Here is a 23,934-nt window from a genome sequence, read left to right as displayed (position 1 = left end):
TGCGAAAGACCCGCATGTGCGGCAATGAAGGTCGAGCCTGAACGCGGACGCTTTTGCATGGCCCCAAAAGACCCGAGCCAGGGCTGATCGGCGGGCGGGTAGCGATAGCCGGACAGGCAGTTGCGGCGGAGGAGACGGTTTCATGCAATTTCATCTCGACGGATTCAAGACCGGCGATCCGGTCATTCATCAGCAGAATCCGGACACCTCTGCCCTCGCCAATACCGACAGCCTGCCGGTAGAGGTTGATGTCCTGATCGTTGGCTGCGGCCCTGCGGGGCTGACCCTCGCCGCTCAACTGGCAGCTTTCCCGGATATCCGGACCCGGATCGTGGAACAGAAAGCCGGCCCGCTGCAACTCGGCCAGGCGGATGGCGTCGCCTGCCGGACAATGGAAATGTTCGAGGCCTTCGGCTTTGCCGAGCGGCTTGAAAAGGAAGCTTGCTGGGTCAACGAGACGATTTTCTGGAAACCGGATCCCAGATCGCCAGACACCATCGCTCGTAGCGGCCGGGTTCAGGATGTCGAGGACGGACTGTCCGAGTTTCCGCATGTCATTCTCAATCAGGCGCGGGTGCATGATTTTTATCTGGAGATCATGCGCAATTCTCCCAATCGGCTGGAGCCCAATTATTCCCGTCGGCTGGTCGATCTGGAAGTGGCAAATGATGGTGGGCAGGAGCGGCCGGTGACGGTCCATCTGGAACGTATAGATACCGGTCACGAAGGCGAAACCGAAACGGTGCGGGCGAAATACGTTGTGGGTTGCGATGGTGCCCGCAGTACGGTGCGCAAGGCGCTCGGTCGCGACTTGAAGGGCGACAGTGCCAATCAGGCTTGGGGTGTGATGGATGTCCTGGCGGTCACGGACTTTCCAGACATCCGCTTCAAGGCGTTGGTGCAGTCGGCCGGTGAAGGCAGCATCCTGATCATTCCGCGCGAAGGCGGTTATCTGGTCCGCATCTATGTGGAACTCGACAAGTTGCGGCCGGATGAGCGCGTTGCGAACCGGAACATCACCGTGGACCATCTGATTGCCGCCGCCGGTCGCATTCTTCATCCCTATTCACTCGACGTGAAGGAGGTTGCCTGGTGGTCGGTCTACGAGATCGGCCAGCGGCTTTGCGACAAGTTCGATGATGTTCCGCTGGAAGGCATGCCGACCCGTCTGCCTTACGTCTTCATCGCGGGTGATGCCTGCCACACTCACAGCCCGAAAGCCGGGCAAGGCATGAATGTGTCCATGCAGGATACGTTCAATCTCGGCTGGAAACTTGCGCATGTGCTCAAAGGATTGAGCGAACCGGAGCTGCTTGCCAGCTACTCGGCCGAACGCCAGGCGATTGCGCAGAACCTGATCGATTTTGACAGGGAATGGGCAAAGCTCGTCAGTGCACCGGTAAAATCCGACAGCAATCCCGATGGCGTCGACCCGGCTGAAGTTCAGAAATACTTCGTGCAGCATGGCCGATACACAGCGGGAACTGCCGTGCGCTACCAGCCGTCGCTCCTGACGGGCACCGGTACGCACCAGCATCTGGCAGAGGGATTTCAGATCGGGATGCGGTTTCATTCCGCACCCGTCGTCCGTCTTGCCGATGCCAAGCCGTTGCAATTGGGTCATACCGTGAAAGCCGACGGCCGCTGGCGGATTTTTGCATTTGCCGATGCAGGCGACCCGGTTGAAGAAACGTCGGCCATCCGCCGTCTGTGTGATTTTTTGCAGGGTGATCCGTCTTCGCCGGTGCTACGGCACACGGCAGAATGTGAGGACATCGACACGGTTATCGATCTGCGCGCGGTCTTCCAGCAGAACCACCGCGAACTTGCCCTTGAGACCATGCGGTCCATGCTGTTGCCGGCAAAAGGGCGCTACGGGTTGAAGGACTATGAAAAGATGTTCTGCCCGGACCTTAAAAGTGGCGGCGACATTTTCGACATGCGCGGCATCGATCGGCGGAGCGGCTGTGTCGTGATCGTCCGGCCGGATCAGTATGTCGCCGAGGTGTTGCCACTGACTGCCTATGAAGCACTGTCCTGCTACTTTCAGCGCATTCTCAAACGGAGGCGCTGATACTGGCGCTTCCCGCCGATTTGGACACGGCTCAAGGATGTCTGGATGCTGTTTCTGGCGGAGCGATATACCGCCCGGACGAAGTGGCAGCGTTTGATGGCGGGCTCGGGCGGGCGCCGGTGGCAGAAACGTGAGCCTGCTGTTGGTTTTTATTAATCTAACTCTACGGAATTAAGCCAAGAAAAACGTCTCTGTAAAAAATGCTATCAGAAATACAACTTATAGAAGTATTTTAGAGTGAAAATCACTTATTGAGGGAATTCAGGCTCTACTCCTCTTTTTGGGGAGGCGTTGAATGGGCTCACGAGACATCGACAAGGAGCGGGGAGACCGGTTGACGCAGGCAATGCGCAGCCGGGGTCACCGAAAGGCCATGGCGCTGGCAGCCGAGCTGAATATTTCGCCAGCAGCCATCACAAAATGGAAGCAGGGACACGCAATGTCGATAGATAACGCGTGTAATCTGGCAAATTCCCTAGATATTTCATTGGATTGGCTTCTCCTTGGCCGAAATGGCCCTGATTGGCTGTTACCGAGTAGCATGAGCAGGCAAGAGCTTGAGCTCGTCGAAAAGCTGCGTGCCCGTCCGGCACGGATCGTGAAATTGCTTCTCGGACTTTTGTCTGAAGTGCCGGAACGGCTGGGGCGTGAATAGTTTTGAAAAACAACCAACGGTAAATATTTCCAGATTGCATGAACTGCAGGTAAACAACTAAAGATAGCAAATTTTTGAAATTCGCGGATGATAATCTGCGAGGGCAAGGCAAATGCTCCAAGATTTTTCAGAAATTAATTCTGAACTTTGCTGGCATTCGCGGCCCTTTTTAAATATAAATGATGGAGACTGAAAACATGTCTACGCTTTTGACAATCAATGTAAAGAACTTGGAAAATGCCACGCAGGGTTTTTATTTTTTCCAGCAACCGGCGATCTATACCGGGGGTGGGCAGGTTTACAGCAACAGCCTGTATTCCCAGAGCCTCGGCAACTATGCCCAGACCGGGTCGATTTTGACGTTCCAGGTCAACATGCAGTTTTATGCCGGCATTCAGGAAGCGCACAGCACGCCTCAGGTCGGCCAGTCATCCGGTTATTCCTCTGCCAGCAGGGCAATCGATCTCGCACCGGCCTCCGGCAGTGCAAACGATTGGACGACGGCTTCCGTAAGCCCGCTCGGACTGAGCCAGCCAACCGCCGGTACCGGCGTGCAGCCCGGCGCCTTCCGCATCACCACGCCGACCTACTCGCCACCGGCGATCTACAACGTCGGCTCTGCCGTGGAAGTCAACGGAGGCATCACGCTGTCCAACTTCGTTGTTGCCAACCCGAACAACAACACGGACTGCCAGCCGATCCTGAAATACTACGTCCAGACCGGGGACTACACGCCTGGCACCGTCATGAATTTCACCGCGTCGAGCGTGGACGCGGCCGTTTGTGACTTTACCGGGGGGCATTCGATCATCGATGTGTCGCTGAATGCCGACGGTACCTGGGCGACGTCCATCGTCAAATAGCATCGGGCGGTTTCAGGAACCGACAGCTTGTGAGCAGGTCTTCCACCATCCGGCCTGCTCGCATTGCGATTTCGCCTCCCACGAGATTTTCCATATGCGGTTGCCACCACGGGTTCAGGCTGTCTGTACCGTGGGGGAGACGGGCGACCGGCCGGAACAATTGAAGGCTCCGAGCCATGGCCTCCCAGTATCAGATCATCATCCAGAACCTGTCGAACACGACAGTCAGTTTCTATGCGTTTCAGCAACAGGCCGGTTTCACCAATTCCGGTGCGAACCTGACGGTTCAGTCGAGCAGTCTGGCAACCGGAGCACTGGCGCCTCACGCAACGTCCGGTTCTCAACTGACCTTCGGTTTCGACACCCAGGTCTATGCCGGAGCGGTCAGCACGAACACCCAGTCAGGCATGGCGAATTTCAATGTGCTGATTTCTTTTTCGAACGTCCAAAATGTGGTCAGCCAGACCTCCGCCGTTCAGCCGATCGACCTGACGCCTGCGACCGGCCAAAGCAACAACCACACCAATCTTTCGCTTAACCCGCTGGGGCTTTCGTCCGCCGCCTATCAGTCGGGTCCGCTGCCCGGCAACTTCGGTATTCAGGTGCCTGCCTTCACACCGGCACCAACGCCGGATCTTTTCTGCGGCTGTGCGGCAATCAACCAGAACGGTGGCATCACACTGTCGAGTTTCGTTGCTCCGCAGCCCAACAGCCAGCTCGGGTGCGCTCCGCTGCCGATCTATTTCGTGAAGGTCGGCTCCCACGCAGTCGGCGAAATCATCACATACGACACGTCTCAATCGGCCAGATGCGATTTCTCGCAAGGCTATTCCGTCTTCAACGTTGCCTACAACGCAGACGGAACCTTCACAACAAAAGGGAGCTAGATGCCAATCAACCAAAGAGAATTGGAATTCCCTGATATTTCAGATAATTAGCGAAAGGAAACATCATGATTATTGCGTCCCCTGCTTGTGCGCCGCGTCTCTTTGGCAAGAGGGATCGGTCTCTTCTGGCTCTCGCGGTCCTGTCTGTCTGCGCCCTCGCAGTGCCGCAGGCTGCGCAGGCGCAATTGGCCTTCTCGCCCGATTGCCGGAACTTCCAGCAGATCCAGGTATTCCCGCCACACAATGCAATCCTCTTTTCCAAGCATCCTGTGCCGCATCCTGCCGGAGCGGCGACCGTTTTCGCCATCAATGGTCTGAACAACTACGTCGTGCCAGCAGGCGTAAATTCCTGCGTGGTTGCTGCTCCCGATCCTGACGACAACTATTGTTTCCAGGCCCGCGACGACGGGACCATCCTTCAGGTCGGTTTCCAGGCCATCAACAACCCGGGCGGGCTGACAGCTTGTCAGTAATGCCCGCCTGATGTCCAACGCGGTCACGTGTCAATTGCCCTTTGGTATTCGGCGCAAGGGGCAGCTTTTCCTGAAACAGCAGAGGAAAGAAGAGCCATGCCTTATATTTTGAAATCCTATGAAACCGGGGCAACCTTGTCCCAGACAACTGACGCACCTCAGGCAACAGGGGCGTTCGAGGAATATGCGCAGGCTGGCTGGGTGCCTGCCGCGGCAGGTCTCGGGCTCACACGGGGCGGAGTCTACCGGCTGGATGATCCGATGCCTGGCGGCGTCAAGCGCAAGATAAAGGTCGTCGCGATTGGGGCCGGCCTCAACGCCTTCACCTATGTCCGTGACGGTGTCGCCTGATTGCAGAAGGCTGGCCGGGCGAAAATGCAGATGACACGATCGTCTTCCTGCACGTTTTGCAGCTCATATCGGTCGAACATGCTTTGGCACCGGGGCACTGAAGAACCGGAAGCGAGTAAATGGCCGTAATTGTCGCATTCCCCAAATGGGGGTACCGCAACGGCAAGCTGAACGCATCGGCCTGTGACAGCGCAAAAACAAAAGGCCCGGCATTGCTGCCGGGCCTTTCGCTTTCAGCTCTCGTGAGAGAAGCGGAAATTTTAGTCGTCGGACTGCTGCTTCAGAGCCGCGCCCAGGATGTCGCCGAGAGACGCGCCGCTGTCGGAAGAGCCGTACTGAGCGACAGCTTCCTTCTCTTCTGCGATCTCGAGGGCCTTGATCGACACGGTGACCCGGCGGGTCTTCTTGTCGAACTGGGTGATGCGGGCATCGAACTTGTCGCCAACGGAATAACGCTCCGGACGCTGTTCCTCGCGGTCGCGGGACAGGTCGGCGCGGCGGATGAAGGCGGTCAGATCGCTGTCTGCGATCTTGACGTCCAGGCCACCGTCCTTGATTTCGACGACTTCACAGGTCACGACGGAGTTCTTGCGCAGTTCGCCAGCTGCACCCGATTCCATCGGATCGCCGGAAAGCTGCTTGATGCCGAGGGAGATACGCTCCTTGTCGACGTCAACATCCAGAACGACGGCCTTGACCATGTCGCCCTTCTTGAACTCTTCGATGACCTGTTCGCCCGGACGGTTCCAGTCGAGGTCGGAGAGGTGGACCATGCCGTCCACGTCGCCGTCGAGGCCGATGAACAGGCCGAATTCGGTCTTGTTCTTGACTTCGCCTTCGACTTCAGTGCCGATCGGGAACTGTTCAGCGAAAGCATCCCACGGGTTCTGCAGGGTCTGCTTGAGGCCCAGGGAGATACGGCGCTTGACCGGGTCGACTTCCAGGATCATCACTTCGACTTCCTGAGAAGTGGAAACGATCTTGCCCGGATGGACGTTCTTCTTGGTCCAGGACATTTCGGAAACGTGGATCAGGCCTTCGATGCCCGGCTCCAGTTCGACGAATGCGCCGTAGTCGGTGATGTTGGTCACGCGGCCGGTGAACTTGGCTTCGATCGGGTATTTGGCTTCGATGCCATCCCACGGATCGGTTTCAAGCTGCTTCATGCCGAGGCTGATGCGGTGCGTTTCCTGGTTGACGCGGATGATCTGCACCTTGACGGTCTGGCCGATGGTGAGAACTTCCGACGGATGGTTGATGCGGCGCCACGCGATGTCGGTGACGTGCAGCAGGCCATCGATACCGCCGAGGTCGACGAACGCACCGTAATCGGTGATGTTCTTGACCACACCTTCCACGGTATGACCTTCTTCCAGGCTCTGGACCAGTTCCGAACGCTGTTCGGCGCGGGTTTCTTCCAGAACGACACGGCGGGACACGACGATGTTGCCGCGGCGCTTGTCCATCTTCAGGATCTGGAACGGCTGCGGGGTGTGCATCAGCGGGGTCACGTCGCGAACCGGACGGATATCGACCTGCGAACGCGGCAGGAAGGCAACAGCGCCATCCAGATCGACGGTGAAACCACCCTTGACCTGGTTGAAGATCTGGCCGTTGACCTTTTCGTTGGCTTCGAAAGCAACTTCCAGGCGGACCCAGCTTTCTTCGCGGCGAGCCTTTTCGCGCGACAGAACAGCTTCGCCAAGAGCGTTTTCAACGCGCTCCAGGTAAACCTCGACTTCGTCGCCGACCTTCATTTCGCCGTCACGGCCTTTTGCGCCGAATTCCTTCAGCGGCACGCGGCCTTCAACCTTCAGACCGACGTCGATGACAGCCAGGTCTTTTTCGATTGCGACGACGGTGCCCTTTACGACGGCACCTTCATACAGGTCGTTCTGAACGAAGGACTCTTCGAGAAGAGCGGAGAAATCCTCCATGGAGGGATTGTAATCAGACATATATGCTCCTGGCGCCTTCAGGCGCGCCGCCGGCGGGTTGGTGTTGCACTCCGGATCTGTCCTTCTCCCGGGATCGCGATATCCGCTGATCCTGCCGCTTTCGAAAGCGGGCCGGCGGGGCGAGAGGCGGAAAATCCGGTCTCGTCACAGGTCGCCGGAAAAGGCGCCCTGCCGAAATTCTCTGGTCGTTCCATAAAAGAACCGATGGCCTGAGGCCACATGCGTTCCGGATGCACAAACAGGGGCGCACCAGTGGTGAACCCCCTGTCCTTATCAGGCATCCCTGGCGCGGGAAATGATATCCACAGCCGCCTGGAACGCGGTCTCTATATCCATTTCTGTCGTGTCAAGCAAGACCGCATCGTCCGCTTGACGCATCGGAGCCACAGTTCGCTTGGAATCGCGCTCGTCCCGGCGCTTGAGATCTTCCAGAACGGCGGCGTATTGCGCGTCCTGTCCCTTGGACACCATCTCGTCGGTCCGGCGTCTGGCGCGTGCCTCGGGAGAGGCGGTCACGAACAGCTTCACCGTCGCATCTGGGCACACCACCGTGCCGATGTCGCGTCCGTCGAGAACGGCCCCGGGAGGTGTCTGCGCGAACCTGCGCTGAAGCTGGACCAACTCTTCACGAAGTCCACCCAGAACCGCGATGCGTGATGCGGCCTCGCCGATTTCATGTGCCGACAGGACGGACTTGTCCATCTGGGCCAGATCGAGATTATGCGCAATTTCGATGGCAACACCCTCGTCACCAAGCGGCAGGCCGTTGGCCAGCAGAGACGCGGCCACGGCACGATAGGTCAGTCCCGTGTCCAGGTGGCGCAGTCCGAAATGATCGGCCAGCCGGCGGGAGAGCGTGCCCTTGCCGGACGCGGCCGGTCCGTCGATTGCGATGATCATGCGGCCTCGCTGGCGTTTGCGGAAATATTGGCACCGAGGCCGTCGAAAAGGCTCGTGAACGTCGGGAAGCTGGTTGCGATCACGGCGCCGTCGTCCACCGTCACCGGCTTGTGGGCGGCCATGCCCAGCACCAGGAAGGACATGGCGATGCGGTGGTCGAGGTGCGTCACCACCGTGCCGCCGCCGATGGCACTGGCACCACCGGTCACGGTCAGCGTGTCCTCGGTCTCCACGCACGGAATGCCGTTGGCTTCCAGCCCGCGGGCAACGGCCGCCAGACGATCGGATTCCTTGACGCGCAGTTCCTCCAGCCCGGGCATGAAGGTATCGCCTTCCGCAAAGGCTGCAGCAACGGCCAGCACCGGATACTCGTCGATCATCGACGGTGCGCGGTCGGCCGGCACGGTAATGCCTTTCAGCTTGCTGGCCTTGACGTGCAAATCGCCCACTTCCTCGCCGCCTGTCTCGCGGCGATTGACGATCGAAATATCGCCGCCCATCTCGATCAGGGTGGTGATCAGGCCGGTGCGGTGCTCGTTCAACAGAACGTTTTCGATGACGATGTCGGATCCCGGCACGATCAGCGCCGCCACCAGCGGGAAGCCGGCAGAAGACGGATCGCCCGGTACATCGATATCCTGCGGTTTCAGCTCCGGCTGACCCTGCAGCTTGATCACGCGTTCGCCGGCCTCGTTCAGGGTCACAGAAATGTCGGCGCCGAAGCCTTTCAGCATTTTTTCCGTGTGATCGCGGGTCGGGATCGGCTCGATGACGGTGGTTTCGCCCGCAGCGTTGAGACCGGCCAGCAGGACTGCCGACTTGACCTGTGCCGACGGCATCGGCACCCGATAGGTGATCGCAAGAGCCTGTTCCGGTCCGCGGATGGACGCCGGCAGGCGGTCGCCGTCGCGAGCAATCACATTGGTGCCCATGTCGCGCAGCGGATTGAGCACGCGGCCCATCGGCCGCTTCGACAAGGACGCGTCGCCGACAAAGGTGGCGGCGATGTTGTGGCTGCCGAAAATGCCCATGGTCAGACGCACACCGGTGCCGGCATTGCCGAAATCGATGACGTTTTCCGGTTCGAGCAGGCTGCCGAGGCCAATGCCGTCGACGGTGTAACTGCCGTCTTCGAGCTTGGTGATGGTTGCGCCGACGGCGCGCATGGCATCGGCGGTGGCCAGCACGTCTTCCGATTCAAGCAGGCCCTTGACGGTGGTGCGGCCGACTGCGAGCGCACCAAACATCAGGGATCTGTGGGAAATGGACTTGTCGCCCGGCACGCGGATTGTGCCGGTCAAGGGGCTGCCCAGGCTGGAAGTCAGTGGCTTGGGCGCAGAATCGTGTGACATTTTCAATGTCCGCAAATTGGATCGGTTGTCAAAAGGTGACACGTCCTATCATGTGGATGCGCCTGCGTCATCCGTTGAGACCGCCCGAATCCGAACTTCGCAAGATTTCCCGGCATCGGCCGATCGGCAAGCGGATTCAAACCGGTGCCGGCCTGCAGGTCGTGTGGGTAACGTGGTCAGGCGCTTGAAATTTGAGCCACAACGTGCAGAACAATAATCCGAAGAATGTTTTTCGATTGATTTGCCTTTGACACCGGAACGGCTTGACGCTATGGGGCGGCCCACGAATTCAAGTCGATTACATAACGAAGAAGGGTGAGCACAGTGGCAAAACCTGAACTTGGCACAAAGCGGCTTTGCCCGAGCTGCGGCGCCAAATACTACGATCTCAACCGGTCCCCGATTTCCTGCCCCAAATGCGGGACGGTCTTCGAGGCGGTCATGACCTCACGTGCCGCGAAGGCTGCGAAGGTTGAAGAGACGCCGGAAGACGATGAGGACGAGGACGACGTCGCGGCGCCGGAAATCGTAACCTTGGAAGAAGCCGACGCGGAAGCGGAAGGCGGCGACGATGATGTGCCGGATCTGGAAGATGCGGACGTCGATCTCGAAGAAGACGAAAGTACCGACGACGACGTCTTCATCGACGATGAGGACGAAGACGAAGAATCCGTTCCGGGCATCCGCGTCGAAATCGACGAAGATCCGGATCGCTAAGACATTGTCCGGACAGGCTTTTCTGCCTGTCCGGTCTTTTCCACAAGCGGCAGGAAAGATCCTGATATTTTCTGCTTGATCTTGTGTGGAGGTGTGACTATAACCCGCCTCCATCGACGCCGGACACCCAAACCGGCTCACATATGGAAAATGGGGCCATAGCTCAGTTGGGAGAGCGCTACAATGGCATTGTAGAGGTCAGGGGTTCGATTCCCCTTGGCTCCACCATTCCACTCTTTTTCCGAAAATTCGAATTTTGAACCGATCACACAGAGCCTTGCTCCGTGTGCGTTCGTCCCCCCGTGCGCTTTTGCCGTCTGATGGTGGCTCCGCCGTGTCGACGGCATTCCCGAACCGGTGAAAATGCGCGCCACCGTTGCTCCGGCCACCGGTTCGATAGGCCGATCCATTGTCAGATTCGCCGATTAACGGCATTGAAACAATTCATCGTTAGGGTTTCCCGGCATGAGATAGGGTCGTTTCGGTCAAAAAGTTCGACGGAAACGGCTTCTTTGTTTTCAGGATGTGAACAGGTTTTTCCGATGCCGGCCGGGCGCAATTTCAGCATATGGATAGACCGTCATTCCAGCGGGCGCTGACGGTGACTGCATGAAGGACGCCGGGAGCGCATCTATCGTTGCTGAACGCGACGGCAAACAGAAGTCAGGGTTACCTTCCTTGAACCGTTATAACGCGATTGCAAAGCGCTTCTCGGGTTTTGCCCTGATCTCCGGGATCGGCTGGTGTCTCGATTTCCTGACCATGGCCACGCTGACGCAGAGCGGTCTGCCCGTGTTCTGGGCAAATTTCATCGGCGCATTCTGCGGGGTGACCTTCGTTTTCTTCGTCGCTGGCAAGCATATTTTCGAAAAGGCCGAGAACAGATCGACGGCAACATTGCTGGCGTTCTACTGGATATGGCAGGTTGTTGCGGTGACCGCGGCCTCGGCTCTGACCGCCGGTCTCAGCTGGGCCCTGATGTCGCTTCTGGAAGCCGTCGGCGGCGCAGCCTTCGTCGCCGGTTTTGGTCTGAAACCGGTGACCTTGTGCGGTGTCACGGCCAAGATGCTGGTCACGCCTTTCACCCTTGTCGCGAATTTCTTTTTCATGCGGTTTCTGCTCGAACACCGCACGTCGGATTGAGGTGGCCCATGACTGGCCGGGTTCTTGTTTTCATTCCCTGCTACAACTGCGAAGCGCAGATCCCGCGCGTGCTGAAACAGCTCGAAGCGCCGGACGTGCAGTCAGTTGTCGATGGCGTCCTGTGTGTCGACAACCGGTCGACGGACGGCACGCGTGAAGCCGCGCAGGCCGGACTGGCGAAGCTCGGCTATGCCGAAACGGCCCTGCTGCACAATGACGACAACTACGGTCTTGGCGGATCGCACAAGGTTGCGATCAATTTCGCGATGGAAAACGGCTACGATTATCTGGTCGTGCTGCATGGCGACGATCAGGGGTCGATCGCCGACCTGGTGCCGCATATTGCGGCCGGCCGCCACAAGGATCTCGATTTCCTGATGGGTGCGCGTTTCATGAAGGGCTCGAAACTGGAAGGCTATTCGTTGCTGCGCACGGCGGCCAACCACGCCTTCAACCTGATCTTCTCGGCAATCAGCGGTCAGCGTCTCTTCGACCTCGGCTCCGGGTTGAACCTGTTCCGGGTGGAGGCCTTCAAGTCCGGTTTTCACCTGAAATATGCCGACGACTTGACGTTCAATTATTACCTGATCCTGGGTGTTGTCAGAAACCGCTTCCGGCTGGCGTTCTTTCCGCTGACCTGGCGTGAAGACGACCAGATATCCAATGCCAAGCTCAGCAAGATGGGGGTCCAGCTGTTGCGCATCGTCGGCTTCCGTCTGTTCAGGCCGTCGGCATTTTTTGCCGCCGATCACCGGCAGACATCGCGTGCCGCCTATCCCTCGACACGGATCGCCTGAAATGCGTCTTCTGCGGACATCATCCCGGTCCCGGCAGGTCAGGCTGCCCGCAGGTCTTGCCTTGCACTATGCGGTGCTGTTCATACCGTTCTGCCTCGTCGTCTGGTGGTTGTTGAAGGATGGGCTGGGTGAGCTTGCCGGCAAACCCTGGCAGGCGCTGGTTCTTGCGGGCGGCATTTATCTTGGCTCTCACTGCGTGCGCGCCGTCCGCCTCGCGATCATGGCCTCGCGGCTGCTCGGCATTTCCGGTCGCTCCAGCGCACTTCTGCACCTTGTCACCAGTCCGGGCGCCCTTATCATTCCGTTCAAGCTCGGTGAGATCCTGAGGCTGCACCAGCTCTGGTATCTGGGCAAAAGCTTTCCCGGTGCACTGATCATCATCCTCTTGGAGCGCTTTTTCGATGGATTGATGATCCTGGTTCTTCTCGTCATCGTTTATGCCTATCACGGCCCTTTGGCCACCGGCCCGATGGTACTGTTGGCAGTAACCAGCCTTGCCGTCGTGGCCGGGCTTGTCGTCTTTGTGCTGGGGCCGGGCATCTTGCAGGCCGTGCAGCATTACGTGGTTCTGAACCACCGGAACCCGAATTCGTTGAGGCATCTCGGTCAGCTCGACGGACTGCGCCAGATCACGACACGCGGGGCCGATCTGTTTCGCGTGCAAGGACCGGTGCTGCTGGTCATGTCCATGGTGATCTGGGCACTGGAAGCACTCGCTGCGACAGTTCTTGCCTTCACCTCCGCCGACTTTGTGGGAACCAGCGGGATCGTGCTCTTGGCTGAACGGGTGTTCGAAGGGCCTGTCGCCAGCTTCCAGGGGGCCGTCGGCATGTGGAGCAGCCTGTGTCTTCTGTCCCTTGCGCTGGTCTGGCCGCTTGCCATGTGGATTTACCTGCCGCGCGTGCGCAATGAACCGCTGCGCGCCCAGAACAGGACCGGTGTTTTATGACAAAAGCGCTTTCCGTAATCCTCGACGACAGGGATCCGCCGGCCGAAAGCGTGCGGGCCGCGCTTGGCGAAGTCAGGTTTTCCGACATCATGCGCCGCCGCCAGACCCTGGCGAAGGAACTGACCGCCATGTCCCTTGAGGCCGGGGCGGAATCAGTCGAGCACCTGACGTCGCCGGAAAGCGGCGTGGAGCTTGCCGACCGCATTCGCGACCGGGGCGACGCGGCAATCTATCTGCGCGTGCCGCTCTGCCTGCCGCCGCTCGATCCGGAAGGCTTTTCTGTGCTGGTCCGGAAAGCCGGATATGCCTTGAAGACGATGCTGGCCAGCCCGGTCATCGACGACGAGGCGGTTGCGGTCCTGTTCCATACTGAAGCGGCCTCTCTGCTGTGCGCGGAAACGCCCGAGGCCCGGCGGCTTTTGCTGCTGTCGTTGCGCGACCGTACCGAGATCATCACGGATCACGCCCGCTTCATCGATATCCGCGAACCGCGCAACCTGATGCTGTTCCTGTCCGGTGCGACCGAGCTTCGGCATTTCAATTCCGCCCGCGCGGAAGATAACGTTTTTCACAAGCAGTCCACCGACATTGCAAAAATGCGTGCCGAACACGGCTTCTTCCACGCCGCATCGCCGGAACTGCAGCGGTTTCTGCTGCCAACCTTCGGGTTCTGGGAGGATGGCAAGCAGGCCGGCTACAAGATGGAGCATCTGGCGATACCGGATGCGGCGCTGCAATGGGTGCATCACTCGTTCACGGAAGGTGATTTCAAGGTCCTGCTCGATCAGATCTTCAATTATCTGAACGCCAGGACACCGGGCAAGAAGGACAGGACCCGGGCGGAAAGCCAGATATTGGCAAAACTGGACACGCGGCTTGGGTCGTTTCTGGAAACCGGGCGCGGCAGGCAGACCAACCAGATCCTGGAAACGGCCGGGCCGCGCGGCGGTTTGCCCGACATGCTTGAGCAGGCACGTCCCTTCATTCGCAAGGCGGTCGCCACGACGGATCAACTGGTATTTTCACACGGTGATCCGTGTTTTTCCAACATCCTGTTCGACAGGCGAATCGGGCTGATGCGTCTGATCGATCCGCGTGGTGCCTTGTCCGCAGACGATGCAATGATGCATCCGCTCTATGATGTCGCCAAGATCAGTCACTCCATTCTGGGCAGCTACGATTATGTCAACAACGGCCTGTTCCGTGTCTATCTGAACAAGGACCAGAAGCTGGAACTCGAGTGGACGATTGCCCCGCCAGCGCACTGGGCCGAGAGGCTTTTCTGCGACAGGCTGGAGGCGGAAGGCCTGGACATAGCCAACGTGCGCGCGATCGAACTCTCGCTGTTCCTGTCGATGCTGCCACTTCATACCGACCACCCCGACAAGCTCGTCGGCTTTGCACTGATCGCGGCCTCGATCCTCGACCAGCTCGAAAGCGGACGGAAACGGCAGAGAAAGGCCAACTGATGAGCGGCGTAGTAGCGATTACCATGGCCGGTCTCGGCAGCCGTTTCACCAAGGCCGGATACGACCGGCCGAAATATGAAATTGAGGCGCTCGGACGGCCCTTGTTCGACTGGTCCATGCTCTCTCTGGAAGCTTACCGCGAGGCCGGCTGGTCGTTCCGTTTCGCCGTGCGCAGCGGACTGAACGCACCGGATTTCCTGACAGCCCGCTGCAAGGCGCTTGGCATTCAGGTCGACGGTATCGTCCAGCTTGACGAGTTGACCGACGGCCAGGCGACAACGGCTCTGGAACTGGTCGCCACTGCATCGGAAAACCAGCCGCTCGCCATCTTCAACATCGACACCTATGTGGCACCTGGCGCGATGAAACCGGCTGACCCCGCGGTTTGCGCCGGGCATGTACCGTGTTTTCCCGGACCGGGCAACGGCTGGTCCTTCGCACGCACCGATGCGGACGGCCGCGTGGTGGAGCTGCGCGAGAAGGAACGCATTTCCGATCATGCGACCGTCGGCCTTTACTGGTTCGACAGCGTCGCCCGCTACCGGGACGTCTATGCCCGTTTCTTCCGTGAAAGCGGAGAGGAGAAGGGCGAGCGCTATATCGCACCGATGTACAACCGGATCATCGCTGACGGGGCCGATGTCTCCATCAGCCAGTTGGCGTTCGAGGATGTCGGCATGCTCGGCACGCCGGAGCAACTTGAGGCCTTCATCGCCTCACCGCCGCCTTCCGCAGCAAAGTGGGCAATTGCCAGATGATTGCGCTTTCTACATATGCCTTTTCCATCCTGCTGTTTCCGGCGCTCGTTGCGGTCTGGTACCTGCGCAAGGACTACGCGTCCGGCTTGGTCGGGCTGCTCTGCCTTTCGGGCGCCGTCGGACTGATCGCCGTCAGCGCCACGCTGCCGCACTTGTTCTTCGATCACGAACGCTACTTGCACGATCTCTGGACGGCCTTCGACACGGCAAACAAGTCTGCATACGGGCAGGCCTCGAGCGTCGACTATTTCAGCCCGATCGGTCCGGTGTACGATTGGGTCTTCCGGATTGCCGTTGCCTTGCAACATCTTAGTGCCAAAACGATCCCGCTGGCGAATGCCATTTTCGCCGTTGGCGTTTTGCTGCTGGCCGTCCTTGCCCTTGGACGGCAATTGACATTGGGTGCTCTCGGTCTCGTGTTGCTGATTGCGGTCGCAACCATCGTGACACCGCGCGAACCGGACACGATCTTCGCGCAGACCAGCATGAGCTGGCTTGCTCCTTATAATCGTTGGGCGGCAGGTCTGACCGCTGTCGTGACGGTGGCTTTTTGCTGTCCACCTAGCCGCAGAGGATTTCCCGAGGCGTTTGTTCTTGGCGTTGCGATAGCCGTTGTCTGCTTGGTCAAGGTCACGTTCGGGGCCGCGCTGGTCGGCTTGCTGGTCGCTGCATCGATTTTTCGGAACGTTTCGATCAAACACGCGATAACTGTTCTTCTGGGTATTGCTGTGACCATGGCCGCAGCGGAATTTGCCACTGGTCAAGTCAGTGCGAACCTCGCTGACATCAAGACAGTATCGGTTTTTGCCAAAGAGGCCGGTCGCATCATCAAGCTGATCACGCAGCTCGGCGAGGCTGCCGTTTGGTCAATTGGCAGTGTCTTGCTTTATCTCGTCTTGTGCGAAAGTGGGGCAGCGCGGAAGCGGGTTACCCCGGTTCTGCTGATTTTCATAGCGGCAGCTATGGCCAGCGTCATCCTCATGCAGAACCACTGGGTGTCTGAAAGCCCGATCTATGCGATGCTCCCGATCGTCGCCGCGGAGTGGAGCGGTCTATTTCGCAAAATAACTTCTGGCTATGATCAGGCAAACAAGCCGGCGTCACCGCTTACATTCGGTATTCTCTCGGTGTTGACCGTGGCAGTGGCACTCGTCTATCCGGTTCGCGACGGCGGTACGATGGTGGCCCAGTACCTACAGGGCAAGAACTATTCGGCTGATGAAAAGCTAACAAATACTGGACTAGCCGGCTTCGTCATTCATCCGAAGTGGTTCGCCCTTCCGGAGAAAACGGTTACCGTAGACTATAAACGCATGCTGGATGGCCTCACCCTGCTCAGGGACGCAGGTGCGGACCAGCCCGAGGCGGGCCCGGTTTTGGCGCTTAATTTTGCCAATCCGTTTCCCACTCTTCTGATGAAGCCGTCTCCGGCCAAGGTTCCGATCTGGTTTCAGGACGGACGGACGTTTTCTGAAGAGGTCTACATCCCGGAAGAAAAATTCTTTTCCGACGCAGAATTCGTGATCGTAGGGAAGGGTGATCCGGCCGGTGAAGGCCTTTGGAAAATCTACGAGCCCTATGTCCGTGAAAACTTCGAAGAAAAAATCAGCAGTCCTTTCTGGACCGTGTACAGGAAAAAGCGCTAATCGCCCGACCGAAGGTCGAATGGCAGTGCAAGCCAGACGGACATACCGGAAAGTAGAAATCCCGCGTCCTCAAAGGCGCGGGATTTTGCTTTCAGCTTTTCGGTGCGTTGTCGAGCAGGGCATCGATTTCCGGTTTTGACATGCGGACGAATTCGTCCGGCCGGATGGCGCGGTCGTCGATATAAAATCCTTCGTGCCCGCACCAGGGCTTGCCGACAAAGATCTCGTCATAAGGAATGTCGTGCTTCTGCAGCCATTCGATGATGATCGGCACGGTGTGTGCCGTGATCTTGCCGACGTTGTTCTCGTGGGTCCGCATGTTTCGTGCGGTCTGGATCACGATCTCGAAGCCCTGTTCCTTGTACTCCCGCAGCTTCTCGACGAGGGGCAGGTTCGGTGAGACGTTCCGGTAGTCGGACGTGTCCGCCAGGGTCAGGGTTCCGTCCAAATCGATAACGAGGCGCTTTATGGGTTCAACTCCCGGCTGGTCCGGCTCCGCAGAAGCCGGAAGGTCATGAAATTGCTTTTCGAGGTGTTGCTATACCCAAAAATCATCAAGGCAGAGTAAAGCGGGATATCCCATGATCACTCGGTTGTTGTCTTGGTGTCGTCCCACCGTCGTGATCTGCCTTTAAACTCCAATTGAAACGCGCTTAGCCGGATAACCCGGCGTCGAATTTCCGCAAGGCTGTCACATGCCCGTAATACCCGCCCGCTAGAACCCGCTTTGCACACGTGTGCAAAACATGTTTATTCTTTCCCCATGGCACTTCCGGGAGGGAGGTGTCGCAACACAGACAGCAGGCGAAATACGATGAGCATTCTCGTTTCCAAACTGCGCCAGTCCACAGCGGCTGCCGTCCTGGCTCTCATAACCGCGGCCTTTGCCGGAGACGCCCTGGCAAAAGACCTCACTATCACCGTCTGGGCAGGCGGTTCCAACGACAGCGACGTCTACCGTCTCGATGCCATCGAGATGGCGGCGGACATCCTGTCGCGCGAATATGCGATTGCTGGTGAGGACCTGAACATCACTGTCGAAAAGAAGCGTGACTTTGCCGGTTGGGAGGAATTCAAGCAGGCCGTGACCCTGGCCGCTGAAGCCGGCAGCGCCCCGAACATTGTTGTAACCAGCCACCTGGATATCGCTCCCTGGAGCCAGTCCGGTCTGATCGTCCCTGTCGAGGATTATGTCGACATGGACACCTGGCCGATCAACAACATCTACGAAAACCTGCTCGATATCACGACCTACAACGGTGTCGTCTACGGTCTTCCGCAGGATGCCGAAAGCCGTCCGTTCTTCTTCTGGCGCGAGACCATGAAGAAGATCGGTTACACGGACGAAGAGATCGACGCACTTCCCGCCAAGGTCGAAGCTGGCGAATACACGCTCCAGAACGTTCTGGAAGATGCCAAGAAAGCCGTCGACATGGAAATCGTAGAAGAGGGCTACGGCTTCTATCCGCGGGTTTCCAACGGCCCGGACTACGCCCAGTTCTACCAGTCCTTCGGCGGCGAACTGATGGACAAGGAAACCGGCAAGCTGGTCCTCGACAAGCAGGCGATGACCGAGTTCTACCAGTTCTTCGTGGATGCGGTTGAAGCGAAGGTGACTCGCAAGAACCACATCGGCACCGAGTGGGACCAGTGGTATGCGGAAGTGGCATCCGGCAAGGCAGCCCTGTGGCACGGCGGCACCTGGCACTATGCCCGCTATACCGGAAAGGAAGGTCTGGACGATTTCTTCGGCAACATCCAGTTCTCGCTCATTCCGGCAGGCAATGAAAATGGCCGCGCCAACACCATCACCCATCCTCTGGCCTATCTGCTCACCAAGCAGGATGATGAAGACGATATCGAGATCGCCGCACAGCTGATCAAGATCGCGTCCGAACCGCGCATCAACACGCTGCATGCCATCAAGTCTGCGCACCTGGGCATTGCGCGCGAGCAGTCCAACATCGAGCTTTACGCCAACGACCGTTGGGCGGCCGAAGCGACCCGCCGACTGCTGCCGCATGCCAATGCGCAGCCGAACAACCCCAACTACGGCAAGTTCTCCGAGATCATGTTCAAGGGGCTGGAAACGGCCTGGACGGGTACGAAGTCTCCGGCTGATGCGGTTGCCGAAGTGGAAGCGGAAATGAACGCCGTGCTCGGCGACGACCTGATCGTCCGCTAAGCCATCCATCCTCCATCTGCCTTGCCGGGCGGTTCGCCGCCCGGCTCACATTCCAAGGGGATAAGATGCGACGCGCGCACCTGCTCGGGCTGGGGTTCATGGCCCCGGCGCTCTTCATCATTGTGTTTCTGTTCCTGGCGCCGGTCGCGCTGACAATGATGTTTTCCTTCACAAGCATGAGTTCCGGCACAGGCATTTCCTCCGGCGGCGCCTATGAAGTTACGGAACGCACGATCCGGATGCTCAAGGACAAGGGTTTCCCGGAAGCCACGGCCGACCGCCTGGCCGAAGACACCTACAAGATCGACGCCGCCGGTCTGGCTGCCGTCGAAGCCGATTACGGCAAGGCCTTTGCACAAGAGATCGAAGCCAGTTTGTCCGGCAAGAGTTTCGCCGGCCGGCGTGATCTGGAGCGCGAGTTGAAGCGCCTGAAGGAACGTCCGCGCTCGACGCGCGATCTGAAGAAAGCCGCAGACCTTTTCAAGCGCTCGATCCTCAACACGCGGTTCGAAACGGAAGAAGCCTTTCTGTCAGGCATTGGCGAGCTTGATCTGGGCCTTCCGGAAAGCGAAACCGACCAGTTGGCCAAGACCGCCTACACCGGCTGGGTCTGGACAACGGAAAACTACAGCCTGATCGCTTCGCTGCCATCCTCGCTTCGGGCTGCCGGCAACACGCTGATCTATGTATCGCTGACGCTGTCGTTCAACATCGGGTTCGGCCTGTTCCTGGCTGTCACGACCTTTTACCTGCCTGCAGCCGCCGCAACCACGTTCCGGACAATCTGGTTCCTGCCGCGCATCCTGCCGCCCGTCATTTATGTGATGATGTGGAAATGGATGGCCTGGGACACCGGTTTCCTGTCCAGTTTTCTGGCCAATTTCGGCGTGCCGCCGCGAAACTGGATGCTGCATTCGGACATCAATGCCTGGGTCGTGGTCATCCTCATCAACGGGTTCGTCGGGGCTTCGCTGGGCATGATCCTGTTTTCCAGCGCCATCAAGGCCATCCCGGAAACAATGCTCCATGCAAGTGAAGTGGATGGTGCCAACCGTCTCCAGCAGATCCGCTACATCATCCTGCCGCAGCTCAGATGGCCGATCCTGTTCACCACCGCCTACCAGACGCTCTCGCTGCTGACATCCTTCGACTACATCTACCTGTCGACGGATGGCGGGCCGGGCAAGGCGACCGAAGTGTGGGCGCTCTACACCTTCCACACGGCGCTGAACAATTATGGCGGCGTCCTGCAATACGGCCTTGGAGCCGCATTGGCGATGGTCCTGGTGGTCATCGGAATTGCCGCATCGCTGATCTATCTGCGCCTCTTCAACTTCAACGAGCTCGTGGCCAAGCCGCGTATCGAGCAATAGGGAGAGACGGACATGAGACCCAACTTCCGCGTCTGGCCCGTCCTGGTACTGCTCAGCATTCTGTCGCTGCCACTGGTGCTGATGTATTTCTACCTGGTGGTGGACACGTTCACCGACACCACGGCGGGATCACTCCTGCCGGACAGCTTCACCCTCGAACACTGGAAATTCCTGTTCGAAACGCCGGAAACCGGCCGGGTAAGCGTTTGGCCGGTCACGGCCAACACCTTCCTCTTTGCCGGGTCCACCAGTCTGATCGTCGTGATGGTATCGCTGACCGCAGGCTACGCCTTGTCCCGGTTGAACATGCCGTTCCGCAAGTTCTTCCTCGGCGGTGTCCTGACCCTGCATGCCTTCCCGACGGTGACCCTTATCATCGCCATCTTCCTGATGCTGCAGATGAGTGGGCTCTACAACACGCTCATCGGCGTGATCCTGGTGAAGACGGCCCTGGAGCTGCCGCTCGGGATCTGGATCATGAAGGGCTTTTACGACACGGTGCCCTGGGAAATCGAAATGGCGGGGATCACCGACGGCGCCAGCCGCTTTACCGTGTGGTGGAAGCTGGTCCTGCCGCAGGTCCAGCCAGGCATCGCCGCGCTGGCGCTGTTTTCGTTCCTGGAAGCCTGGAAGGAATTCATCCTGCCGCAGGTTCTGGCCCCCAGCGGCGCCTCGCAGGTGCTGGCGACCTATCTCCAGAACATCATCGCGGACGACCGTAAGCCGGACTTCAATCTCTTCAAGTCCATCGGGCTGTTCTACGCGCTCCCGGTCATCTTCATCTATGTGGTTTTCAACCGCAAACTCATGAACATCTATGGCGGAGGCACGAAAGGCTGATGCGTATCGCACTTGAAAACTTCACCAAGACATTTGGTGAAACCACCGTCATCGACAACATGTCCCTGACGATCGACAGCGGCGAGATGCTGGCTCTGCTCGGGCCTTCCGGCTGCGGCAAATCCACGACGCTGTTTGCCGTGTGCGGCATTCACCGCATGGATGGCGGCCGGCTTCTGTTCGGAGAGCGGGATGTCACCACGGTGCCTTCGCAGCAGCGTAACGTCGGCGTGGTTTTCCAGAACTACGCGCTCTATCCGCACATGACCGTTTACGAGAACATTGCCTTTCCGTTGAAGGTACGCCGGGAAAACAAGGCGGATATCGACCGCAAGGTTGAAGAGATCGCCAGGCTCGTCCAGATCGGGGAGTTGATGGCACGTCGCCCCGTGCAGCTTTCCGGCGGGCAGCAGCAGCGCGTCGCCCTGGCACGGGCGCTGGTGCGCGAGCCGGACATTCTGCTGCTTGATGAACCGCTGGCGAACCTCGACGCAAAACTGCGCCTCGAGATGCGCTCCGAGATCCGGCGCATTCAGCAGGAAACCGGCATCACCGCAGTGCTTGTCACCCACGATCAGGTCGAAGCCATGTCCATGTGCGACCGGATCGCGATCATGAAGAAGGGCGAGATCGTCCAACTGTCCAGCCCGTCGGAAATGTATGACAACCCCTCGTCGGATTTCGTCGCCGGCTTCCTGGGTAATCCGCCGATCGCGTTTCTGGACGGGGCAACGGAAGACGGCAGTTTCCGCCTGGCAAACTCAAAGGTCAAACTGCCGATCCCGTCAGGTATTGCCGCACCCGGCCAGGGCGCGCCGATGCGTCTCGGCATCCGGCCGGAATTTTTCCAGCCCGACCACCCGCTGAAGGTGACCGGAAAGGTCAGCTTCGTCGAGATCCAGGGTCGGGAGGAGCTATACGACGTCACCCTGGAAAACGGTGCCGTGCTGCGGTCGATCCAGCCGCATGGCGGCAACCACAAGCTGGGCGATGAGGTCACCTGGGGCATCGCGGAAGACCGCATTCTTGCCTTCGGTCCCGATGGGGGCAGGCTCTGATGGAGGCGGCGTTGCGAACGTTCCGGCCCGGCCGCGCCTGGCTCACCGAACCGAGACCGGTTCCGCTTTCCATTGCCCACCGCGGTGCCAGCGCCTATGCCTTCGACAACACGTTGCGGGCCTATGAAATTGCCCATGAACTTGGTGCCGACATGTGGGAAGTCGATGTGCGGCTGACCGCGGATCGAATCCCGGTTGCCTTTCACGATGAAGACCTGAAGGCAACCTGCGGCCAAGACCTCAAGGTGGGAGACCTCACGGCGGCCCGACTGCAGGCCCTGACTGCCGAGGCCGGCCGCAAAGCGCCCCTGTTTTCGGAAATCGCAGCGCTGGCAGCCCGGCTTGGCGCGGCTATCTACCTGGATGCCAAGGAGGGGACTGCCGCCTCTCTGGCAATGGCGGAGCTTCTGGAACACCGGATCGAGCGGGTCATCGTCGGAGCGAACACGCCGGACTATGCGGCGGACCTGATCGCAAGCGGCTGTCCCTATCCCGTCTCCATCCTGGTTGGCCTTGGCAGGGATCCTTTTCCGATCGCCGACCAGTGCGGTGCGGAAATCGTCCACCCCTGCTGGGAGCGGGCCGGGCAACGACCCGACCGCCTGCTGGACGAAGCGTTCTTTGCCAAGGCAAGAGCGAGCGGACTGCCGGTCGTGACATGGCATGAGGAACGTGCCGATGTCATTGAGGCGCTGGTGAAAATGCCGATCCTTGGCATCTGTTCGGATCAGCCGGAAATGGTGGCAAGGTTCGTCCGCTCTGCCGTCTCACGTCCGGAAATCGTCTGTCATCGCGGGGCTTGCAAGATCGCTCCTGAAAATACGCTTGCCGCTGCAAAAGCCGCCTGGGCAGCAGGGTTCGACTATGTTGAGATCGATGTCCAGGAAACGGCGGACGGGCAGCTTGTTGTCCATCACGACGCCACACTGGACCGCACCACCAGCGGAAGCGGTGCAATTTCGGAAAAGACCGGCGCAGAACTGGCGTTGCTGGACGCGGGCCGCAAGTTCGATCCTTTTTTCGAAGGGGAAAGCATCCCGCCCTTGTGTGCGGTTTTGGAGACCGCATTGCGGATGGGCGGCAGGCTCTATGTCGAGCTGAAACAGGCGGATCCACATCATACGGTGTCCAAGGTTCTGGGTATGATGGCAGCCGAGGACGTGTTCTTCTGGGCCCATGATGTCGGCAGATTGCGGGCCATCCACGATGCCTTTCCGCAGGTGCGGTTGATGGCGCGGGCGGAGGATTTCGATAGCCTCGAAAGCTGCCTGACCGCCTTCAATGCCGGGATCATCGAGTTCAACGCGGCAAATGCCGGCCTAGCGGCCTTCGAGGCGGTCAGGGCCGCAGGTCGCAAGGCGATGATCGCCTATATGGGCAAGGACCCTGCCGAGATCGAGCGCCTGCTGGCCTTGAAACCGGATCTCTTCAACGTGAATGAGCCCTTTCTCGTCGCCCGGATGCTCGGTAAAAGCACATAAACGGA

22 protein-coding genes and 1 tRNA gene are annotated in these 23,934 nt (G+C 59.0%); 19 read left to right on the top strand and 4 right to left on the bottom strand.

The features are described 5' to 3' along the window. The first annotated feature begins 142 nt into the window (after positions 1 to 142). The 6 genes from ACYQ54_RS17100 to ACYQ54_RS17075 all read left to right on the top strand — a co-directional run bounded on the left by ACYQ54_RS17100 (position 143) and on the right by ACYQ54_RS17075 (position 5,303). The gene (locus tag ACYQ54_RS17100; protein ID WP_460084394.1) at positions 143 to 2,074 is read left to right on the top strand and encodes an FAD-binding monooxygenase; all 1,932 of its coding nucleotides are present in this window, start codon (positions 143 to 145) and stop codon (positions 2,072 to 2,074) included. Between the two features lie 295 nt (positions 2,075 to 2,369). Further along, positions 2,370 to 2,729: a helix-turn-helix domain-containing protein gene (locus ACYQ54_RS17095; protein ID WP_460084391.1), complete on the top strand. Its 360-nt coding sequence runs from the start codon at positions 2,370 to 2,372 to the stop codon at positions 2,727 to 2,729. A gap of 197 nt (positions 2,730 to 2,926) precedes the next feature. Then, the gene (locus ACYQ54_RS17090) at positions 2,927 to 3,592 is read left to right on the top strand and encodes a hypothetical protein (protein ID WP_460084388.1); all 666 of its coding nucleotides are present in this window, start codon (positions 2,927 to 2,929) and stop codon (positions 3,590 to 3,592) included. Positions 3,593 to 3,768: 176 nt separating this feature from the next. After that, on the top strand, positions 3,769 to 4,479 hold the full coding sequence (locus tag ACYQ54_RS17085) for a hypothetical protein (RefSeq protein ID WP_460084385.1): 711 nt from the start codon (positions 3,769 to 3,771) through the stop codon (positions 4,477 to 4,479). Positions 4,480 to 4,544: 65 nt separating this feature from the next. Continuing rightward, the gene (locus ACYQ54_RS17080; protein WP_460084383.1) at positions 4,545 to 4,952 is read left to right on the top strand and encodes a hypothetical protein; all 408 of its coding nucleotides are present in this window, start codon (positions 4,545 to 4,547) and stop codon (positions 4,950 to 4,952) included. Positions 4,953 to 5,048: 96 nt separating this feature from the next. Beyond that, complete coding sequence (locus tag ACYQ54_RS17075) at positions 5,049 to 5,303, top strand: hypothetical protein (RefSeq protein ID WP_460084381.1); 255 nt, start codon at positions 5,049 to 5,051, stop codon at positions 5,301 to 5,303. Positions 5,304 to 5,563: 260 nt separating this feature from the next. On the opposite strand, the gene rpsA is transcribed toward ACYQ54_RS17075, so the two are convergent. From rpsA to aroA, 3 genes are all read right to left on the bottom strand, one after another. Next, positions 5,564 to 7,261: a 30S ribosomal protein S1 gene (gene rpsA / locus ACYQ54_RS17070; protein ID WP_460084378.1), complete on the bottom strand. Its 1,698-nt coding sequence runs from the start codon at positions 7,259 to 7,261 to the stop codon at positions 5,564 to 5,566. A 273-nt stretch (positions 7,262 to 7,534) separates the two neighbouring features. Then, the gene (gene cmk, locus ACYQ54_RS17065) at positions 7,535 to 8,161 is read right to left on the bottom strand and encodes a (d)CMP kinase (protein WP_460084377.1); all 627 of its coding nucleotides are present in this window, start codon (positions 8,159 to 8,161) and stop codon (positions 7,535 to 7,537) included. Further along, positions 8,158 to 9,513, bottom strand: coding sequence for a 3-phosphoshikimate 1-carboxyvinyltransferase (gene aroA / locus ACYQ54_RS17060; protein WP_460084374.1), 1,356 nt, complete (start codon positions 9,511 to 9,513; stop codon positions 8,158 to 8,160). The genes cmk and aroA overlap by 4 nt, the downstream gene beginning before the upstream one ends. Positions 9,514 to 9,837: 324 nt before the next feature. Between aroA and ACYQ54_RS17055 the strand changes: the two genes are divergently transcribed. From ACYQ54_RS17055 to ACYQ54_RS17020, 8 genes are all read left to right on the top strand, one after another. Beyond that, entirely contained in the window at positions 9,838 to 10,230 is a 393-nt protein-coding gene (locus ACYQ54_RS17055; RefSeq protein WP_460084372.1) for a TIGR02300 family protein, read from the top strand. Positions 10,231 to 10,382: 152 nt separating this feature from the next. Then, a tRNA-Ala gene (locus tag ACYQ54_RS17050) sits at positions 10,383 to 10,458 on the top strand. A gap of 450 nt (positions 10,459 to 10,908) precedes the next feature. Beyond that, a complete protein-coding gene (locus ACYQ54_RS17045) occupies positions 10,909 to 11,373 on the top strand; it encodes a GtrA family protein (RefSeq protein WP_460084369.1) in 465 nt (154 codons plus the stop codon). Positions 11,374 to 11,381: 8 nt separating this feature from the next. Then, positions 11,382 to 12,170: a glycosyltransferase family 2 protein gene (locus ACYQ54_RS17040; protein WP_460084367.1), complete on the top strand. Its 789-nt coding sequence runs from the start codon at positions 11,382 to 11,384 to the stop codon at positions 12,168 to 12,170. 1 nt (position 12,171) lies between these two features. Beyond that, a complete protein-coding gene (locus ACYQ54_RS17035) occupies positions 12,172 to 13,119 on the top strand; it encodes a lysylphosphatidylglycerol synthase domain-containing protein (RefSeq protein ID WP_460084364.1) in 948 nt (315 codons plus the stop codon). Beyond that, positions 13,116 to 14,588, top strand: a complete 1,473-nt coding sequence (locus ACYQ54_RS17030; RefSeq protein ID WP_460084362.1) for a hypothetical protein — start codon at positions 13,116 to 13,118, stop codon at positions 14,586 to 14,588. Before ACYQ54_RS17035 ends, ACYQ54_RS17030 begins: the two co-directional genes overlap by 4 nt. Then, positions 14,588 to 15,346 carry a glycosyltransferase family 2 protein gene (locus ACYQ54_RS17025; RefSeq protein WP_460084359.1) on the top strand — a complete coding sequence of 253 codons (759 nt, stop codon included), beginning with the start codon at positions 14,588 to 14,590 and terminating at the stop codon, positions 15,344 to 15,346. The genes ACYQ54_RS17030 and ACYQ54_RS17025 overlap by 1 nt, the downstream gene beginning before the upstream one ends. 86 nt (positions 15,347 to 15,432) lie before the next feature. Next, positions 15,433 to 16,992, top strand: coding sequence for a hypothetical protein (locus ACYQ54_RS17020; protein WP_460084356.1), 1,560 nt, complete (start codon positions 15,433 to 15,435; stop codon positions 16,990 to 16,992). Positions 16,993 to 17,083: 91 nt separating this feature from the next. On the opposite strand, the gene ACYQ54_RS17015 is transcribed toward ACYQ54_RS17020, so the two are convergent. Beyond that, complete coding sequence (locus ACYQ54_RS17015) at positions 17,084 to 17,461, bottom strand: HAD hydrolase family protein (protein ID WP_460084856.1); 378 nt, start codon at positions 17,459 to 17,461, stop codon at positions 17,084 to 17,086. Positions 17,462 to 17,806: 345 nt separating this feature from the next. Here ACYQ54_RS17015 and ACYQ54_RS17010 point away from each other — a divergent pair, with 345 nt between their 5' ends. The 5 genes from ACYQ54_RS17010 (at position 17,807) to ACYQ54_RS16990 (ending at position 23,929) form a co-directional block, all read left to right on the top strand. After that, positions 17,807 to 19,177 (top strand): ABC transporter substrate-binding protein, encoded by a 1,371-nt coding sequence (locus ACYQ54_RS17010; RefSeq protein WP_460084354.1) that lies wholly within the window; start codon positions 17,807 to 17,809, stop codon positions 19,175 to 19,177. A gap of 65 nt (positions 19,178 to 19,242) precedes the next feature. After that, complete coding sequence (locus tag ACYQ54_RS17005) at positions 19,243 to 20,550, top strand: carbohydrate ABC transporter permease (RefSeq protein WP_460084351.1); 1,308 nt, start codon at positions 19,243 to 19,245, stop codon at positions 20,548 to 20,550. 12 nt (positions 20,551 to 20,562) lie between these two features. Beyond that, on the top strand, positions 20,563 to 21,390 hold the full coding sequence (locus ACYQ54_RS17000; protein ID WP_460084348.1) for an ABC transporter permease subunit: 828 nt from the start codon (positions 20,563 to 20,565) through the stop codon (positions 21,388 to 21,390). Then, positions 21,390 to 22,448, top strand: coding sequence for an ABC transporter ATP-binding protein (locus tag ACYQ54_RS16995; RefSeq protein WP_460084345.1), 1,059 nt, complete (start codon positions 21,390 to 21,392; stop codon positions 22,446 to 22,448). The genes ACYQ54_RS17000 and ACYQ54_RS16995 overlap by 1 nt, the downstream gene beginning before the upstream one ends. An 11-nt stretch (positions 22,449 to 22,459) precedes the next feature. Then, a complete protein-coding gene (locus tag ACYQ54_RS16990; RefSeq protein WP_460084343.1) occupies positions 22,460 to 23,929 on the top strand; it encodes a glycerophosphodiester phosphodiesterase in 1,470 nt (489 codons plus the stop codon). Positions 23,930 to 23,934: the final 5 nt, after the last annotated feature.

The organism is Roseibium sp. LAB1, from assembly GCF_054658235.1.
The sequence above is the reverse complement of the archived record's forward strand: the minus strand, read 5'-3'. Positions and strand labels throughout refer to the sequence as shown.

Bases quoted from the DNA above. Each gene is read 5' to 3' on its own strand.
- ACYQ54_RS17100 (WP_460084394.1), top strand. From the start codon at position 143: ATGCAATTTCATCTCGACGGATTCAAGACCGGCGATCCGGTCATTCAT.
- ACYQ54_RS17095 (WP_460084391.1), top strand. From the start codon at position 2,370: ATGGGCTCACGAGACATCGACAAGGAGCGGGGAGACCGGTTGACGCAG.
- ACYQ54_RS17090 (WP_460084388.1), top strand. From the start codon at position 2,927: ATGTCTACGCTTTTGACAATCAATGTAAAGAACTTGGAAAATGCCACG.
- ACYQ54_RS17085 (WP_460084385.1), top strand. From the start codon at position 3,769: ATGGCCTCCCAGTATCAGATCATCATCCAGAACCTGTCGAACACGACA.
- ACYQ54_RS17080 (WP_460084383.1), top strand. From the start codon at position 4,545: ATGATTATTGCGTCCCCTGCTTGTGCGCCGCGTCTCTTTGGCAAGAGG.
- ACYQ54_RS17075 (WP_460084381.1), top strand. From the start codon at position 5,049: ATGCCTTATATTTTGAAATCCTATGAAACCGGGGCAACCTTGTCCCAG.
- rpsA (WP_460084378.1), bottom strand. From the start codon at position 7,261: ATGTCTGATTACAATCCCTCCATGGAGGATTTCTCCGCTCTTCTCGAA.
- cmk (WP_460084377.1), bottom strand. From the start codon at position 8,161: ATGATCATCGCAATCGACGGACCGGCCGCGTCCGGCAAGGGCACGCTC.
- aroA (WP_460084374.1), bottom strand. From the start codon at position 9,513: ATGTCACACGATTCTGCGCCCAAGCCACTGACTTCCAGCCTGGGCAGC.
- ACYQ54_RS17040 (WP_460084367.1), top strand. From the start codon at position 11,382: ATGACTGGCCGGGTTCTTGTTTTCATTCCCTGCTACAACTGCGAAGCG.
- ACYQ54_RS17035 (WP_460084364.1), top strand. From the start codon at position 12,172: ATGCGTCTTCTGCGGACATCATCCCGGTCCCGGCAGGTCAGGCTGCCC.
- ACYQ54_RS17030 (WP_460084362.1), top strand. From the start codon at position 13,116: ATGACAAAAGCGCTTTCCGTAATCCTCGACGACAGGGATCCGCCGGCC.
- ACYQ54_RS17025 (WP_460084359.1), top strand. From the start codon at position 14,588: ATGAGCGGCGTAGTAGCGATTACCATGGCCGGTCTCGGCAGCCGTTTC.
- ACYQ54_RS17010 (WP_460084354.1), top strand. From the start codon at position 17,807: ATGAGCATTCTCGTTTCCAAACTGCGCCAGTCCACAGCGGCTGCCGTC.
- ACYQ54_RS17005 (WP_460084351.1), top strand. From the start codon at position 19,243: ATGCGACGCGCGCACCTGCTCGGGCTGGGGTTCATGGCCCCGGCGCTC.
- ACYQ54_RS17000 (WP_460084348.1), top strand. From the start codon at position 20,563: ATGAGACCCAACTTCCGCGTCTGGCCCGTCCTGGTACTGCTCAGCATT.
- ACYQ54_RS16995 (WP_460084345.1), top strand. From the start codon at position 21,390: ATGCGTATCGCACTTGAAAACTTCACCAAGACATTTGGTGAAACCACC.